Consider the following 14,632-nt stretch of genomic DNA (forward strand, 5'->3'; position numbering starts at 1 on the left):
CCGTCTCATCTGGAGGCCGGTACCGGTGCGGACCGCAACCCCTCGATCGCCAGTCCCGCAACCACCAACGTCACCGCCCCGAGCGGCCATCGCACCGGCGCGATCAGGAACGCGCCGAACATCATGAGCATTCCGGCGCAGGCCGCGGCCGCGAAGATCGCCACGCCGAACCCGGACCGCCTGCGACCGTTCAGCAAACCCAGCGCGATCAGCGCGACGATCACCACGAACGCCGTCGGGAAGACACTGAAGATCGCCACGTAGCCGTGTGGATCACACGTCGGCGCGTCGCAGGGTATCGACAGCATCGTCACGGGCTGCAGGATCGCCGCGACCGCGATCACCAGCATCCCGACCGCGTTGGCAGGCCAGAGCCAAGGCTTCGTCTTCACTCGACACGCGCCCGCTCGTCGACCGGCTGCTGGTCGGGCAACTGCGGGTCGGGTGGTGCGGCGGGTGGGGTGCTGGTTTCGAGGTTGGTCTGGGCGGCGTTCATGAGTGAAGTCTGGTCCCCCAGGACGCCGACGGTCTGCCAGGCCGTGGTCACCGCGGCGAGTTGCGGCGACTCGTCGCCGAACAGGTCCCGCGCCGCGGCCTCGGTCGCGGCGGCGAAGTCCTTGAGGCCGGCCGACGCTGCGAGCTTCCCCGACGTCAGTGTCGAGTACCAGATCTTGCCGGCGTCGTCGTACGCGTTCCCGCCGAGCTCGGTCGCGACCAGATAGAACGCCCGGTTCGGGATGCCCGAGTTGATGTGTACGCCGCCGTTGTCGTCGGCAGTGTCGACGTACCCGGACATGTCGGCCGGCTGCGGATCCTTTCCCAGCCGCGGATCGTCGTACGCCGTCCCGGGCGCCTTCATCGACCGCAGCGCGACGCCCTGCACACCGGGCTGGAACAGTCCCGCCCCGATCAGCCAGTCGGCGTCCGCGGCACTCTGACCGAGCGCGTACTGCTTCGCGAGCGACCCGAAGACGTCCGAGATGCTCTCGTTCAGCGCGCCCGACTGGCCGTCGTAGGCGAGGTTCGCCGTGAACTGCGTGACGCCGTGGGTCAACTCGTGGCCGGTGACATCGATCGCCGACGTGAAGTTCCCGAAGATCTCGCCGTCCCCGTCGCCGAACACCATCTGCGCGCCGTCCCAGAACGCGTTCGCGTACCCGCGGTCGTAGTGCACCGTCGACGTGAGCACCAGGCCGGCGCCGTCGATCGAGTCGCGCCCGAAGCACTCCTTGAACAACGTCCAGGTGGCGCCGGTGCCGTCGTACGCCTGGTTCGTCGCTTGATCCTGAACGGGGTCGTCGCCCTCGGACCGAACCAGCGTGCCCGGCAGATCGGTCCCGTTCTCGGCGTCGTACACCTTGCGCTGCCGGCCGCCGCCCTCCGCCGCGGCCATGCGCTCCCGACCGGCTGCGGGCCGCGTTCGCAGTACGGCGTCGTGCTGCAGCGACTGCCTGATCCGGGCACGAACGCTGGGGTCACCCGCGGATCGCTCGAGTTGCTCGAGGAGGTACGGCGGGACGATGGCGTGGAACACCACTACAGGAAAACCCGGGCACCGGATAAACTCAAGGATTTGTGGCTGCCGCCGGGAGAATTCCACAAATGCGGCTTGAAACCAACGGCACGGATTTTAACACAAGGGACAGGAATTGCCGAATCCAGTCGACACCGAACAGGCCAACCTGATCACGTTCTACGCTGCGCTGGACGCGGAGCGGGAGCGCACCGACGCACGCGCCGACGAGGAGCAGCTGGTCCAGACCCGCAACGCCCAGGCGCTGCACCAGCGCGACGGCCGGATCCGTGACCTCAAGCTCCGGCAGGCCCGGCTGAACGCCGCCGAGGAAGGCCTGTACTTCGGCCGCCTGGACACCGCCGACGGCGAGATCCTGCACCTCGGCCGGATCGGTCTGCACGACGCGGACTACGAACCCCTGCTGGTGGACTGGCGTGCTCCAGCAGCTCGGCCCTTCTACATCGCGACCGCGGTGGCCAATCACGACGTCGTCCGCCGCCGGCACATCCAGACCCGGCTACGGCGCGTGGTCGACGTCCAGGACGAGCAGCTCGACCTCGGGCGGGACGCGGCGGACGCGTCCAAGCCCGGCACCGGCGTGATCGGCGAGGCCGTGCTGATGAAGGCGCTGGAGGCTCGCCGGACCGGTCAGATGGAGTCGATCGTGCAGACGATCCAGGCCGATCAGGACCGGATCATCCGCTCCGAACTGCCGGGAATCCTGGTCGTCCAAGGCGGTCCGGGCACCGGTAAGACGGCAATCGCACTGCACCGGGCGGCATTTCTGTTGTACACGCATCGTGAGCAACTGGAAAAGCGCGGAATTCTCGTTGTCGGACCGAATGCGGCGTTCCTGCGATTCATCGGCCAGGTGCTCCCGTCACTCGGTGAGGAGGGCGTCCGGCTCGTCACGATCGCCGAACTGTTCCCGGGCGTGAACGCGACCCGCCCCGAGTCGCCGGAGAGTGCCGAGGTGAAGGGCCGGACGGTGATGGCCGACGTGATCGCGAAGGCGGTCGCCGATCGGCAATGGCTCCCGGAGCGCCCGGTCCACGTGACCGTCGAACGCACCGAGCTCACGCTCGACCCTTCCGTGTGCGCGACAGTCCACGCACGGGTCCGCAACCGCAACCTCACCCACAACCAGGCGCGCCCCTTCGTCCTCAACGAGATCACGGACCACCTCACCCATCAGTACGCCGAGCTGATCGGCACCGATCCGCTCGACGGGGAGCAGTTGCTCGACGAGTACGACCTCGCCGAACTGCGCAGCGAGGTGCTCGCCGAGCCCGCTGTACAGGCGCTGCTCGAGCAGCTCTGGCCGTTGCTCAGTCCACAGCGGCTCTTGGAGGATCTGTACGGCGACGAGGATCGGCTCGCGTCCGCGGCGCCGCAGTTGTCCGCGCTGGATCGCGAACACCTGTTGCGGTACGGCGACGACTGGAGTCAGTCCGACGTACCGCTGCTGGACGAGGCGGCGGAGTTGCTCGGTGACGACGGGTCCGAGGCGGCGCGGGAGCGGGCCGCGCGGGCGCGCGCGATCGCTTATGCACAAGGTGCTCTGGACGTTCTCGCCGGTTCGGGGTCGACCGACTTCGACGAGGACGACGAGGCGGAAATCCTTACCGCCAAGGACATTCTCGACGCCGAGGCGTTCGCCGAGCGGTTCGAGGCGGAGGACGACCGGACGCTCGCCGATCGCGCCGCCGCGGATCGGCGGTGGACGTACGGTCATGTGATCGTCGACGAGGCGCAGGAGCTGTCGCCGATGGCGTGGCGGGCGATCGCTCGGCGATGCCCGCTGCGGTCGATGACGGTGGTCGGCGACGTGGCGCAGACGAGCTCGATCGGCGGCGGTACGTCGTGGGCGTCGGCGCTCGGTGAGACGTTCGGCGATCGCTGGCGGCTGGCGGAGCTGACGTTGAACTACCGCACGCCGGCCGAGGTGATGGAGCTCGCGCACGCAGTACTGCGCGAGGTCGACCCGTCGGCGCGGGCGCCGCAATCGGTCCGCTCCACAGGCGTGAAACCGTGGCACGTCGACGTACCGGCGGCCGAACAGGCCTTGTACGTCTACAAGATGGCGGCGGAGGAGACGGCGTACGGCGAGGTCGGCGTGATCACGTCCCGCAGCCGGCTCGAGCTGATCCAGGAGGCCGTCGACGGCCTGACCGGCGTCACGGTCCTCACCGCCCGCGAAGCCAAGGGCCTCGAGTTCGACTCCGTCCTGGTCGTCGATCCGGACGGCATCGTCATCGAGTCTCCCCGCGGTCTCCGCGACCTCTACGTCTCCCTGACCCGCTGCACCCAACGCCTGGGAGTGGTCGGCGAGCTACCCGACGTACTCGAGGATTCGTCCGCCTGGGAAGTTCGCCGCTGACGGCTGTTCGGCACCGTCTCGCGGGCCTACCGTCGAGAGATGAAGAAGCCGCTGAGATGTCGGCTCCACCTGCACACGTGGAAGACCGAGCACAACGAGGAAGGTCAGCGCTACCAGCGCTGTCTCGGCTGCGGGACGACCCGCGACAAGCTCACGCTGAACAATTTCAGCGGCACCTAGCGGTCAGCGCAGCATTTCTGTCGGTGCTGGAGTTCGAAGGGGGATGAGGAGCCCGGGCCATAGACAACGGAGAGTGACCGGGCTTGAATGGCTGGCGGGGGGAATCATGAATGGAGAACCGTCTACACGCACGCATTGTCACCCGCGGAACGAGCGCGGTAACGCGACGCTGGCAGCGCTGGGAGGGGTGGCGGTCGGCGTCATCCTGGTGCTGCTGACCTGGCTCGTGGTGCTGATGACGAAGGACGATCCGGCGCCACGGGCGGCAGACACCTCGCCGCCGACAGAGGTCGCGACCTCGGCGCCGGTGTCGGTGATCACGAAGACCGTCGTACCGAAGCCCACGGTGAAGGGGACGTCGAACCCGGCGCCGGCAGGTGGAGATGTGCGGTCGTTGCCGGCCGGGTTGTTCTGTCGCGATCTGAAGGCGAAGGGATACGGCTACGTCGCGGCGGTCGACTACTGGCGGCTGCACCGGCAGCCGAATCAAATGGATGCCGACCGCAACGGAATTCCGTGCGAGACCGTATATCCGCGCAGCGACGTCGCGGCGTACTGGAACGGGCGCGAGATCAGTGGTGTCGTGTTCTGGTCGGCGGGGTTGTACTGCCGGGACCTCGTTGCGCGAGGTGCGTCGTACTCCGAGGCCGTTCGGTACTGGTGGTACTACGGGATGCCGGACCGAATGGATGCGGACAGGAACGGCATACCGTGCGAAACGGTGTACTCCGCGGCGACCGTCAACGCATTCTGGTTCCTGTGACGCGACGGGCTTGGGTTGCTTTCCTGCTGGCAGTGGTGATCGTCGGCGGCGGCGGGTGGTTCGGATTGTCGGCGGCCGGCGTCTTCGACCGGGCGCAACCCACCGCCGTATCGAGCACGCCTCGAGCTACACCACCACAAACGACCCCACCGACCACTGGTGTGTCACAGCCGAGTGTGCGGCCTCAGTCCAGCAAGCCGGTGCAGTCGAGGGCACCGGCCGTTACGACCGCTCCACCGCGCGCTTCCGCCGTACGGCGGTATGTGTTTCCTGTTGGTGGGTGTCGGGCGGATGCTTCGCAGAGCCATCATGACTACCCGGCGTCGGACATCTTTGCGCACGTCGGGTGTCTGTTTGTCGCGCCGGTTGACGGACGGGTCGACGAGGTGACGCGGATCGACTCGTGGGATGCGAAGACCAATCGGGGTGCTGACCGGGGTGGGCTGTCGGTTTCGGTGGTGGGGGCGGATGGCGTTCGGTACTACGGCTCACACCTCTCGGCGATCCAGCCCGGGATCGCGCCAGGTGTTCCGGTGCGGGCGGGGCAGCCTCTTGGGCGGACAGGGAAGACGGGCAGCGCCCAAGGGACACCACCACACCTGCATTTCGGGATCAGCTGGCCGACGGCGCCCAACATGTGGTGGGTCCGGCGTGGAGCGGTGGCACCGCAGCGGTTCCTGAACAGCTGGCATGACGGCGGTCAGTTGTCCCCCGCGGCGTTGGTCGCGGCAAGCCACCGGGCGTACGGCGCAGACCACGGCTGCCGCTCGTACTGCTGACTCAGCGCGCGCGGCCCTCGCGGAGGGCGGCGATCGACTTCTCGATCCGTCGGGCGCGGGTGGCCTCGGTTTTGGCGGAGGTCACCTGGAGGGTGTGCCACTGGCGGTTGCTGTAGCTGAGCGTGTCCCAGAACGCTTTGGCCTCCGGGTCGGCGGCGAGGGCCGTTGCCAGCGGTTCGGGGATCTCGAGTTCGCGTGGAGCGGTGTCGAGTTCGACGTCGACCTCGAGTACGTCGCCAGGCGTGACGCCGGCCTCGGTACGGCGGTCCGCGCTGAATCCGAGCAGGTACCGTCCGCCCATCCGCGCGATCGACGTACGGAACGTGTACCCGTTGACCGTCACGCTCACCTTCGGCCGACCGCCACCACCGAGCGACTCCACGACCGTGTCGGGCACCTCGAAGCCGGCGGTGTTCTTGCCTGTGGACAGCAGTTCGGCAGTGAACTTCATCTGTTCATCATGCGGGCCGCGCAGGTCATGTCGAGAGTCGGCCGGCTGTTCCGACGTACCGGCGTCAGTGTCAGGCGGAGAGGAAAGATCGTGATTCTCAACAGCATGTTGCTCGGTAGTGCCGACGCGGAGCGGTTGAAGGCGTGGTACCGGGACGGGTTCCGGGCGGAGGTCGACGGGTACGGCAACCTGGACCTCGGCGGGTTCGGTCTGGTGATCGAGCAGCGCGACGACGTCGCGGCCAAGAACTCCGAACCGGGGCGGCACATCGTGAACTTCGCCGTGGACGACATCGAGGCGGCGGCCGCGCACCTGCGGACGCTCGACGTCGACTGGCTGGTGCACCCGGAGGACCGCGGGATCGGCTGGTTCGCGACGGTGATCGACCCGGACGGCAATTACGTGCAGCTCATCCAGATGAAACCGGAGTACTACGCGCAAAAGTGAAAAAACGTTCGCACCGGAGCTGGGGGATCCGGTGCGAACGGGGTTTTTTCGTCAGGCGCATTACAGGGGAGAAATTGGCGGCAAGCGAGGGGCAGAACGCCCGCACTCGCTTGCCGCCGCGTGCCCTTGGAAGAGCACTGCACCGGTTCCTTTGGTTGGTCGAGGTGAGGCGACTCGACCTGGCGACGTTCCGCGTGGGTTGTCTGGTGAGGTACGGAACGCGAAAGGTACCGGACGTTTTCTCAGCGGGGAGCTACGTCCCACATGCGCTCGCCGGGCAGGGGGTCGGGGAGCTTGTCGACGTCCGGCATCGGGTCGTTCGTGACCCGAAGACCGGCGAATCGGCGGCTCATGGCGTCTGCGTACCGCTCGGCCAACGCCGGCTCGGCGTTGTAGTCGGCGATCACGTGCTCACCGAACCAGACACGCACGCGACGACGCGAAATGGTCTGAGTGGCGGTGGCGGTTGTCACTGGTCCTCCTGGCTGATACTTCGAGGGTGGACGGCCTGGAAAACGCGGGCGAGCGCGGTGCCGGTGCGCCGTGTTGTGTTCACCGTCACGTCACTTCCAACGGAGGACGCAGAGCCGAGGTCACGCCCGGAATCAGATTTTCTGGCCGCCCGCCAAAACTTTTTCGGACCCGCCAGGACTCCATTCTTTCGCCACTTTGTTCGATTACTCGAACGGGCCGCGCACGGAGACGCCGCCGTCCAGCACGAGCTGCTGTCCGGTGATGTACGACGCCGCGTCGGAAGCCAGGTAGACCACTGCCCCGGCCACCTCTTCGGAACGCCCGAACCGGCCGGCCGGGATCTCCTCGACGACCTCGGCGGCGACATTCCCCTTTGCCACAGCTGTCGCGATCGCTCCGGCAGCGGCGACGTTCATCCGGATCCCGTCCCGCGCATACTCGGCCGCGACCGTGCGGGCCAGGCTGAGCAGGCCGGCCTTCATCACGCCGTACGCCGCCTGCTCGGGCGCGGCCATGAACCCGGTGACGGATCCGACGCTCACGATCGCGCCGCCGGTGCCCTGGTCGAGGAAGACGCGGAGCGCGGCCCGGACCGCGCGGGCGACGTACCGAAGGTTGACCTCGTAGATCGTGTCCCAGTCCTCGTCGGCCATCTCGTGCAACTTCACCGCGGGCACGAACGCGACCTGCCCGCCGACGACGGTGACGAGTACGTCGAGTCCGCCGAGCTTCTCGACCGCACCCGCGACCATCGCCTCGACATCGGTCGCCGAGCGGACGTCACCGGAGATCGGGTACGCCGTACCGCCGGCTGCCCTCACGGCGTCGGCGGCTTCCGCGGCACGTTGCGGATCGAGGTCCGCGACCATCACCGCGGCCCCTTCGTTGCCGAAGGCTTCAGTAGTCGCCCGCCCGATCCCGCCCCCGCCGCCACCGATCACCAGCACTCGTTTCCGCATGGCGGGAGCGTAGATCAGGGAGGTCGTGAGATTCACAGGGATTCCTCAGGAAAGACACGCCGAACCTGTCGGAACGGCTCCGTACGCTGGGACACGTGACCATCGAAGACGCTGGTATCAGGCCGCTCACCAACGGATCCACGGACAGTGGATCCGTTGGTGAGCCGGTCGTGGCGAACGGCCTCGTGGTACCCGAACGGATCATCGGCGGCGTCGTACCGTCACCTGTGCGGCCTGGTCCGACGGGGATCGCGGCCGTCCAGACCGAGCACCTGATCAGTGACGTCGGCGACGCGCTCCGGCTGCTCGACGCGGTGGAACGCGTGCGTGGTCACGCGCACCCGCTGATCCTGGGTCTGCAGGAAGCGATCGGCCTCAAGATGCCTGCCGCGCTGGTGCTGAGCGCGATCGCGAACGGCCGCACGTCGGCGGACGAGGTCGCGAAGCAGGTCGGCATCACGCCCGGCGAGGCGGAGCTGGCGATCGCCGACCTGGAAGCGCTCGGCATGGTCCGGACCACGCCCGAGTTGGTCGTCACGTCGATGGGTCAGGCCCGCCTCTCCCAGCTCGACGGCCTCACCGTCCGGGTCCTCGACGTCATCACCGGCATCCTCGGCCCGACCGACGCCGCCCACCTGGTCCGCCTCCTGCACACGGTCGCCGACGGCCTCGAGTCCGCCTCGGTAGCCGCCGCCGTAAACCCGACCCTCCCCCAGGCCCTCCACAACTGACCCGACGGTGTCGAGAACGGGTTGACGGTCTCGACGTAGCTGGTGTCAAGTGAATTGGGAGGCATCAGATGTTGAAGGACAGCAAGGCGTTCAGTGGGTTTTCGGTGGATGACCTGTCGCGAGCGAAGGAGTTCTACGGCGAGACGCTTGGGATCGAGGTCGCCGAGGAGAACGGGTTGTTGCACCTGCGGACCGGTGGTGGGAACACGGTTCTCGTCTATCCGAAGGACAATCACGTGCCGGCGGAGTACACCGTGCTCAACTTCCCCGTCGACGATATCGAGGCGACAGTGCGGGAGCTGACCGCGCGCGGGATCGTGTTCGAGAAGTACGTCGACGAGCAGGACGAGCTCGGGATCAATCGCGGTCCGGGACCGTTGATCGCCTGGTTCAAGGATCCGGCGGGAAACGTGCTGTCGATCATTCAGGAGTGAGGGATCGGGTCGTCGTACTGCCCTAGGCGGCCTTGGTAGCCGGCGCCGTTCAGGTACGGCCAGGCGTACGCGGTGCAGCCGTGCAGGCCGAGGGTCTGCTGTTGCATGACCGGCGCCGGTTGACCGGGGCCCGGGCACAGCTCGTGGCCGCGCCCGAGCCGGTGGCCGGTCTCGTGGTTGACCATGTACTGCCGGTACGTCGTCAGCGCGGCGGCGTAATTCCGTACGCCGTGCGCCCACCGCGCCACGTTCAGCACGACCCGGTTCCCGATCCGGCAACTCGTGTATCGATCCCTCGCCCCGCAGAGGAGATCCCGCGTCTGGGGCGTGACCAGCAGCAAGGTGAAATCGGGGATCGTCCCCGGCCCGACCTGCTGGAACCGCCACAGCCCGTGCGACGCCCACCCCTGGGCCCCGCCGTACGTCGCCCGCACGAATCGCGCGAACCCCCCGCGGTCGATACCGGTGATCCCGCCCTCGATCGCGATCTGGAACCGCATCAGCTTCCCCGCCCGCCCGATCACCGCAGGATCCCCGGGCAGTACGGCGTACGACCCCGTGCCCGCCACCGGGTACGAGATCGCCTCCGGAGGTCGCTGCGAAACCACAGACCGCGCCTGCGGTTGCACGGGCTCCGACTTGGCGGGCTGGACAGGCTGGTCCGACTGGACCGACACCGGTACGACGCTACGGCCCGGGTACCCGTGCCGGCCGGATGGGCCGGCAGGAAACAGCACCCAGGCGGCGACCACGACGGCGATCGCGACGACAACGGTCCAGCGGCGCATCCGGTGAGCTCCTCCCAGCACGCTCGGGGCGGGCGTGTTCCGACTCCTTCCTGCCAACTGTGCCCCGAAATCCTTCTCCGTCCACGGGTGGAGACCGGATTTCCATCTGCCACTTTCTGATACACCTGCGTAGTTTCGATCGAAGAAGCACACCTGTATCAAATAAGGAGCCTTCGATGAGACGCTGGACCGCCGGCATCGCGACCCTGCTGACCGTCATCACTCCGTTGACGGCGTGGACCACGGCGCCGGCACCGCGGCTGACCGCCGACGTGAACCGCGACGGACTGCTGACCCCCGCCGACGACCTGGCAAAGTCGGCCTGGACCGATGCCCGCGGCGCGATCTTCCTGCCCAACCTGGACGACGACGAGCACCGTTGCACGGTCGACCCGGCGGACCTCGACGCACCCGGCCGCGCGGTCGACGACAAGCTCGCCGCCTGCAACGACGCCGCAGACGACCGCATCAACGGCCACCGCGACGCCGCCGATCTGGCACCGCTCACAATCGATGCCCAACGCAATCTTTCGGACCACGCAACCGGCACCGTCACGATCTCCCCGGCGGACAAGGGCCGCGTCTTCGCCAACGGCCGCCCGGTCAGCACGCTCACCGCAACGGACCTGCAACGCGGCGTCCGGCTGCAACTCGAAGGCCGCGACATCGTCCGCAACCCCAAGCAATGGGACGGCCTGATCACCGTGACCGTGTCCGTCACCGACCGCGGCCGCACCGGCACCGACGTGGTCCGGATGCGCGTCGCCCCGCTCATGCTGCAGAACGATCTCCAGCGCGCACAAACCGTCCTGGCCGGCCGGCCCGCCAACGGCCAGGGTTGGTGGGGCCGCACTCCGCCGTACCAGGACGGCGTACCCGGCGACTGGCAGCAGTTCGCCAAGACATTGCGTCAGGCAACCAAAGTCCAGTTCGTGAAAGGTACGCCGAAAGGCTGGAAGGACATGTGGTTGCAGGACACGTTCGAGCCGGCGACCGTGAGCATGCCGACCGTCGGCGGCCCGCACACGATGCGCATCCTGATCCGCTCCGGCAACGTCTGGGAGGTCCCCGGCGCCGACACACCACGTCCAGCCGGACGGCTCCTCTACCGCGACCTGCGCGGACCCGACATCGGCGTCGTCCAGGAGCTCGCCGACAAGGCCTCCCCCGGTCTCGACGACCTGCTGAACATGGGCGGCAACCTCGAGTCCCTCCCGCCGTACGCCGGATTTCCGCACGGGCGGATCGTCTACGGGTCGGGCGAGCGGCACCCCGATCCCGGGTTCATCACGATGGTGACGAGCCAGGGGTACCAGCCGCCGGTCGTGATCGACACGTCCTGGCTGATGGTCGGGCACGCGGACGAGACCACGCACGTGGTCCGCGCTAACAACGCCCGCGGCTGGACGCTCGCAGTCGCCGACCCTCGACTCGCCGCACACCTGTTGCGCGACGTGCAACGCCAAGGTGGCGGCGGTCAGCGACTGTTCGCGGACACCAACTCCAGACACAAGCCGACGGTCGACGAAGTGCTCGGCACCAAACTGCAAGACAACGAGGCGGCGGCCAAGCGCATCGACAACCAGCTCGAGATCCTGTTGAAGGCGACCGGTCTCCGCGAAGACGAACTGGTCCGGCTGCCGGTGTTCTTCACCAATGTGCCCGGCTACGGGTTGCTCAAGGCAATGACTCCGGGCTTGGTGAACGGGCTCTCGATCACCGATCGCCAGTTCGCGGCACCAGATCCGCATGGGCCGCGGCTGCACGGCCGGGACGTTTTCCGGCAGGCGACCGAGCGGGCCTTCGCGCGTAACGGCGTACGCGTGCACTGGGTCGAGGACTTCTTCTGGGCGCACCTCGGCGGTGGTGAGTTGCACTGCGCAACCAACGCGCTCCGCGACACCGGCGGCGCTACGCCCTGGTGGTCCGGAAACGCAGCGTCGGGGACTTCGACTCGGTGAAGCCGAGCCCACGGTAGAGGTCGATGCCGTAGTCGGTCGCGTGCAACTCGACCTGGCCGACGCCGGTCTCGTCCCGGAACCAGTCCATCACCGCGACCACGCACGCCCGGGCGAGACCGCGCCGCCGGAAGTCCGGTTCGGTGCTGACGTTGAACAGATGGCCGCGAAGAGTGGTCAGGTCGTTCGGGCCCGGCGCGTGCACGTACACGTTGCCGGCCGCTCCCGCCACCACGCCGGCGCTCGGGTCGTCGACGACGTACGCCGCGAACGTGTCCGGCGACGCCAACTGTCCGGCGAACCACTCGAGCGCGGTCGTCCGCCACGGGGCGTCCGGTCCGCCGATGTCGTTGCCCATCGCTGCGAGCATCAATCCGCGTAAATGGACCAGCGACTCCGCATCATCCGGTTTGGCTCGGCGTACCTGAATGTCGGTCACTTGGCCGATCATGCCAACTTTTTGCCGACTCGGTGAATCGAAGAGGGCATGGCCCCGAGCAGAGCGATGCGCGCGAACCGCGCGCGTCGGCCGAGTCCACGCCGACGCTCCGCCTTCGCCGCACTGACGATCGCCGTCCTCGGCGTGCTGCTCCCCGGTACGGCGTACGTCGTCGCTCGCCGGACCAAGCTCGGTTCGACGCTGATCGTGCTGAGCCTCGCGCTGTACGGCGGCGCGGCGTACGTCGGGCTGCGGAAACGGGACGCGGTGATCTCGTGGGCGCTGAATCCGGCGTTCCTGAACTGGATGATCGTCGGCCTGGCCGCGATCGCACTCGTGTGGATCGTCGTCCTGGTCACGTCGTACAAGATGCTCCGGCCGCTGACCGTCGGACCGGGATCCCGGCTGCTCGGGGCGCTGGTGATCGGCGTGATCTGCTTCGCGATGACGGTGAGCACGGCGACCGGCGCGCAGACGTTGATGGCACAGCGGAACCTGGTGACGAAGGTCTTCGGGGGCGATGAGTCGAAGAGCCAGACACGGCCGACGATCACCCCGAAGAAGGACATCTGGCAGCAGCTGCCGCGGCTGAACATCCTGCTGCTCGGCGCGGACGACGGCGAGGGTCGCGGGGGGACGCGGACCGACACGGTGATGGTCGCGAGCATCGACACCAAGACCGGCAACACCTCGCTGATCTCGCTGACCCGGAACTTCATGCGGATGCCGTTCCCGGAGGATTCCCCGCTGCACAAGATCTATCCGACCGGGTTCTGGGACCCGAACGGCCCGCAGGAGCAGTCAGAGTTCTACCTGGACGCCATGTACCGCAACATCCCGAGGCTGCATCCCGGCATCCTCGGCCCCTCGGACAACGAGGGCGCGGACATCCTCAAGGTGTCCGTCGGCGAGGCGCTGGGGCTGCGGATCCACTACTACGTGCAGATCAACCTGGCCGGGTTCGCGCAGCTGGTCGAGGCGCTCGGGGGGATCACGGTGAACATCAACTACCCGGTCCCGGTCGGCGGCAACGACGACAAGAAGATCCCGCCGAGCCGGTACCTCGCTCCGGGTCCGAACCGGAAGCTGAACGGCACCGACGCGCTGTGGTTCGCGCGCGGCCGGTACAAGGTCCCGACCGCGGACCTCGCACGCCAGGCCCGGCAGCGCTGCACGATCAAGGCGATCGTCGAGCGCGCCACCCCGCAGAACGTGCTGACGAACTACGACGCGATCGCGAAGGCCGGCGAGCAGCTGATCCGCACCGACATCCCGCGGAACCAGCTGGGCGCGTTCGCCACGCTGGGAGCGCGGGTGAAGACGGCGAAGATCACCAACGTCGACCTCGACAAGAAGAAGAACTTCCCGACCGGCCGCAACCCGAACTACGCCGGGATGCGCGAGATCGTGGCGCAAGCCCTCAACCCGGTCCGTCGTACGACGACCGTGCCGCGCAAGACCACCACGGCGCCGCCGTCCACTGCGGCCCAGCCGAAGGCCACCCCGAAGCCCGCCGCGGACGACCTGACGTCCGCCTGCGCCTACAACCCAGGCATGCCCCGTTAGGCGCAGTGGACGTCGAGTTCTACTCTCGGGTTCCGGTCAGGATGCAGAACTCGTTGCCGTCCAGGTCGGCCATCGGGATCGCGTCCGCGCCCTCCTGGCCGCTGTCCAGCCGGGTCGCGCCGAGCCCGATCAGCCGCTCGACCTCGGCGTCGACGTCCCCGTCGGCCGGGACGGTGAGGTCCCAGTGCAGCCGGTTCTTCGGTGCCTTCGGGCTGACCGGCCCCCCACCCCACGCGACCTTCGGTCCGCCTGACGGCGCCTGGATCGCGGTCTCCTCGTCCTGGTCCCAGACCAGCGGCCAGTCGACCGCCTTGCTCCAGAAGTACCCGACCGCCCGGGTGCCGTCCGACGCCAGCTCACCGAGGAACGCGGTGTCCGCGAGGAACTTGTTCCCCGCCTCGATCACACAGAACTCGTTGCCTTCCGGATCAGCGAGGACGATATGTTCTTCCTCCGGCTTCTGCCCGACGTCGAGGTGCCGGCCGCCGAGCTCGAGCGCCCTCGCCACCGTCTCCTGCTGCTGCTCAGGCGTTTGGCTGGTCAGGTGGAGGTGGATCTGATTCGGGCGATCCTTCTCGACGTCACTGTGCAAGAACCGCAGCCGGAAACTGGTGTCGGCGTCGGGCAGCAACTCGTTCCCGTCGGCCTGCTCCCACCCGAGCAGGCCCGCCCAGAACCGCGCCAGCCCAGCGGGATCCTTCGCGTCGATCGACAGCGCATAGAGGTTGATACTCATCGGATCTCCCAATCGGCCGGGGATGTCACCG

Annotated in this window: 17 protein-coding genes; 9 read left to right on the forward strand and 8 right to left on the reverse strand. The window is 67.8% G+C overall.

Translation table 11 applies throughout. The annotated features are described in order from the left end of the window. Positions 1-5: 5 nt before the first annotated feature. Together EV137_RS16330 and EV137_RS16335 are read right to left on the reverse strand one after the other, a co-directional pair. Entirely contained in the window at positions 6-392 is a 387-nt protein-coding gene (locus EV137_RS16330) for a hypothetical protein (RefSeq protein ID WP_134129872.1), read from the reverse strand. Next, positions 389-1,534, reverse strand: coding sequence for a M4 family metallopeptidase (locus tag EV137_RS16335; protein ID WP_134129873.1), 1,146 nt, complete (start codon positions 1,532-1,534; stop codon positions 389-391). The genes EV137_RS16330 and EV137_RS16335 overlap by 4 nt, the downstream gene beginning before the upstream one ends. Before the next feature lie 115 nt (positions 1,535-1,649). Between EV137_RS16335 and EV137_RS16340 the strand changes: the two genes are divergently transcribed. From EV137_RS16340 to EV137_RS42005, 4 genes are all read left to right on the forward strand, one after another. Continuing rightward, positions 1,650-3,896, forward strand: coding sequence for a HelD family protein (locus EV137_RS16340; RefSeq protein WP_134011700.1), 2,247 nt, complete (start codon positions 1,650-1,652; stop codon positions 3,894-3,896). A 39-nt stretch (positions 3,897-3,935) separates the two neighbouring features. Then, positions 3,936-4,076 (forward strand): hypothetical protein, encoded by a 141-nt coding sequence (locus tag EV137_RS40555; protein ID WP_166679905.1) that lies wholly within the window; start codon positions 3,936-3,938, stop codon positions 4,074-4,076. 106 nt (positions 4,077-4,182) lie between these two features. Beyond that, positions 4,183-4,839 (forward strand): excalibur calcium-binding domain-containing protein, encoded by a 657-nt coding sequence (locus EV137_RS16345; RefSeq protein ID WP_134129874.1) that lies wholly within the window; start codon positions 4,183-4,185, stop codon positions 4,837-4,839. 263 nt (positions 4,840-5,102) lie between these two features. Then, on the forward strand, positions 5,103-5,618 hold the full coding sequence (locus tag EV137_RS42005; protein ID WP_375372036.1) for a M23 family metallopeptidase: 516 nt from the start codon (positions 5,103-5,105) through the stop codon (positions 5,616-5,618). Position 5,619: 1 nt separating this feature from the next. On the opposite strand, the gene EV137_RS16355 is transcribed toward EV137_RS42005, so the two are convergent. Then, positions 5,620-6,069 carry a YdeI/OmpD-associated family protein gene (locus EV137_RS16355; RefSeq protein WP_134129875.1) on the reverse strand — a complete coding sequence of 150 codons (450 nt, stop codon included), beginning with the start codon at positions 6,067-6,069 and terminating at the stop codon, positions 5,620-5,622. A 90-nt stretch (positions 6,070-6,159) separates the two neighbouring features. Between EV137_RS16355 and EV137_RS16360 the strand changes: the two genes are divergently transcribed. Beyond that, positions 6,160-6,516 (forward strand): VOC family protein, encoded by a 357-nt coding sequence (locus tag EV137_RS16360; RefSeq protein ID WP_238175365.1) that lies wholly within the window; start codon positions 6,160-6,162, stop codon positions 6,514-6,516. Positions 6,517-6,758: 242 nt separating this feature from the next. Here the strand turns inward: EV137_RS16360 and EV137_RS16365 are convergent, their stop codons facing one another. Then, positions 6,759-6,989, reverse strand: a complete 231-nt coding sequence (locus EV137_RS16365; RefSeq protein ID WP_133784102.1) for a hypothetical protein — start codon at positions 6,987-6,989, stop codon at positions 6,759-6,761. Between the two features lie 204 nt (positions 6,990-7,193). Beyond that, entirely contained in the window at positions 7,194-7,949 is a 756-nt protein-coding gene (locus tag EV137_RS16370; protein WP_134011695.1) for an SDR family NAD(P)-dependent oxidoreductase, read from the reverse strand. Positions 7,950-8,044: 95 nt separating this feature from the next. On the opposite strand from EV137_RS16370, the gene EV137_RS16375 reads away from it, so the two are divergent. Both EV137_RS16375 and EV137_RS16380 read left to right on the forward strand, forming a co-directional pair. After that, positions 8,045-8,680, forward strand: a complete 636-nt coding sequence (locus EV137_RS16375) for a winged helix DNA-binding protein (RefSeq protein ID WP_238175366.1) — start codon at positions 8,045-8,047, stop codon at positions 8,678-8,680. Positions 8,681-8,748: 68 nt separating this feature from the next. Then, entirely contained in the window at positions 8,749-9,114 is a 366-nt protein-coding gene (locus EV137_RS16380; RefSeq protein ID WP_134129876.1) for a VOC family protein, read from the forward strand. On the opposite strand, the gene EV137_RS16385 is transcribed toward EV137_RS16380, so the two are convergent. Beyond that, complete coding sequence (locus tag EV137_RS16385; protein ID WP_134129877.1) at positions 9,105-9,902, reverse strand: DUF3152 domain-containing protein; 798 nt, start codon at positions 9,900-9,902, stop codon at positions 9,105-9,107. The two genes, EV137_RS16380 and EV137_RS16385, sit on opposite strands and share 10 nt — an antisense overlap. 176 nt (positions 9,903-10,078) lie before the next feature. Here EV137_RS16385 and EV137_RS16390 point away from each other — a divergent pair, with 176 nt between their 5' ends. Then, entirely contained in the window at positions 10,079-11,863 is a 1,785-nt protein-coding gene (locus tag EV137_RS16390; protein WP_166679906.1) for a protein-arginine deiminase family protein, read from the forward strand. Here EV137_RS16390 and EV137_RS16395 read toward each other — a convergent pair. Beyond that, complete coding sequence (locus tag EV137_RS16395; protein WP_134129879.1) at positions 11,814-12,299, reverse strand: GNAT family N-acetyltransferase; 486 nt, start codon at positions 12,297-12,299, stop codon at positions 11,814-11,816. The two genes, EV137_RS16390 and EV137_RS16395, sit on opposite strands and share 50 nt — an antisense overlap. A gap of 66 nt (positions 12,300-12,365) precedes the next feature. Here EV137_RS16395 and EV137_RS16400 point away from each other — a divergent pair, with 66 nt between their 5' ends. Then, positions 12,366-13,865 (forward strand): LCP family glycopolymer transferase, encoded by a 1,500-nt coding sequence (locus tag EV137_RS16400; protein ID WP_238175367.1) that lies wholly within the window; start codon positions 12,366-12,368, stop codon positions 13,863-13,865. Positions 13,866-13,884: 19 nt separating this feature from the next. On the opposite strand, the gene EV137_RS16405 is transcribed toward EV137_RS16400, so the two are convergent. After that, positions 13,885-14,601 carry a VOC family protein gene (locus EV137_RS16405; protein ID WP_134129881.1) on the reverse strand — a complete coding sequence of 239 codons (717 nt, stop codon included), beginning with the start codon at positions 14,599-14,601 and terminating at the stop codon, positions 13,885-13,887. Positions 14,602-14,632: the final 31 nt, after the last annotated feature.

Source organism: Kribbella pratensis (assembly GCF_004366075.1).
GTDB lineage: Bacteria > Actinomycetota > Actinomycetes > Propionibacteriales > Kribbellaceae > Kribbella > Kribbella pratensis.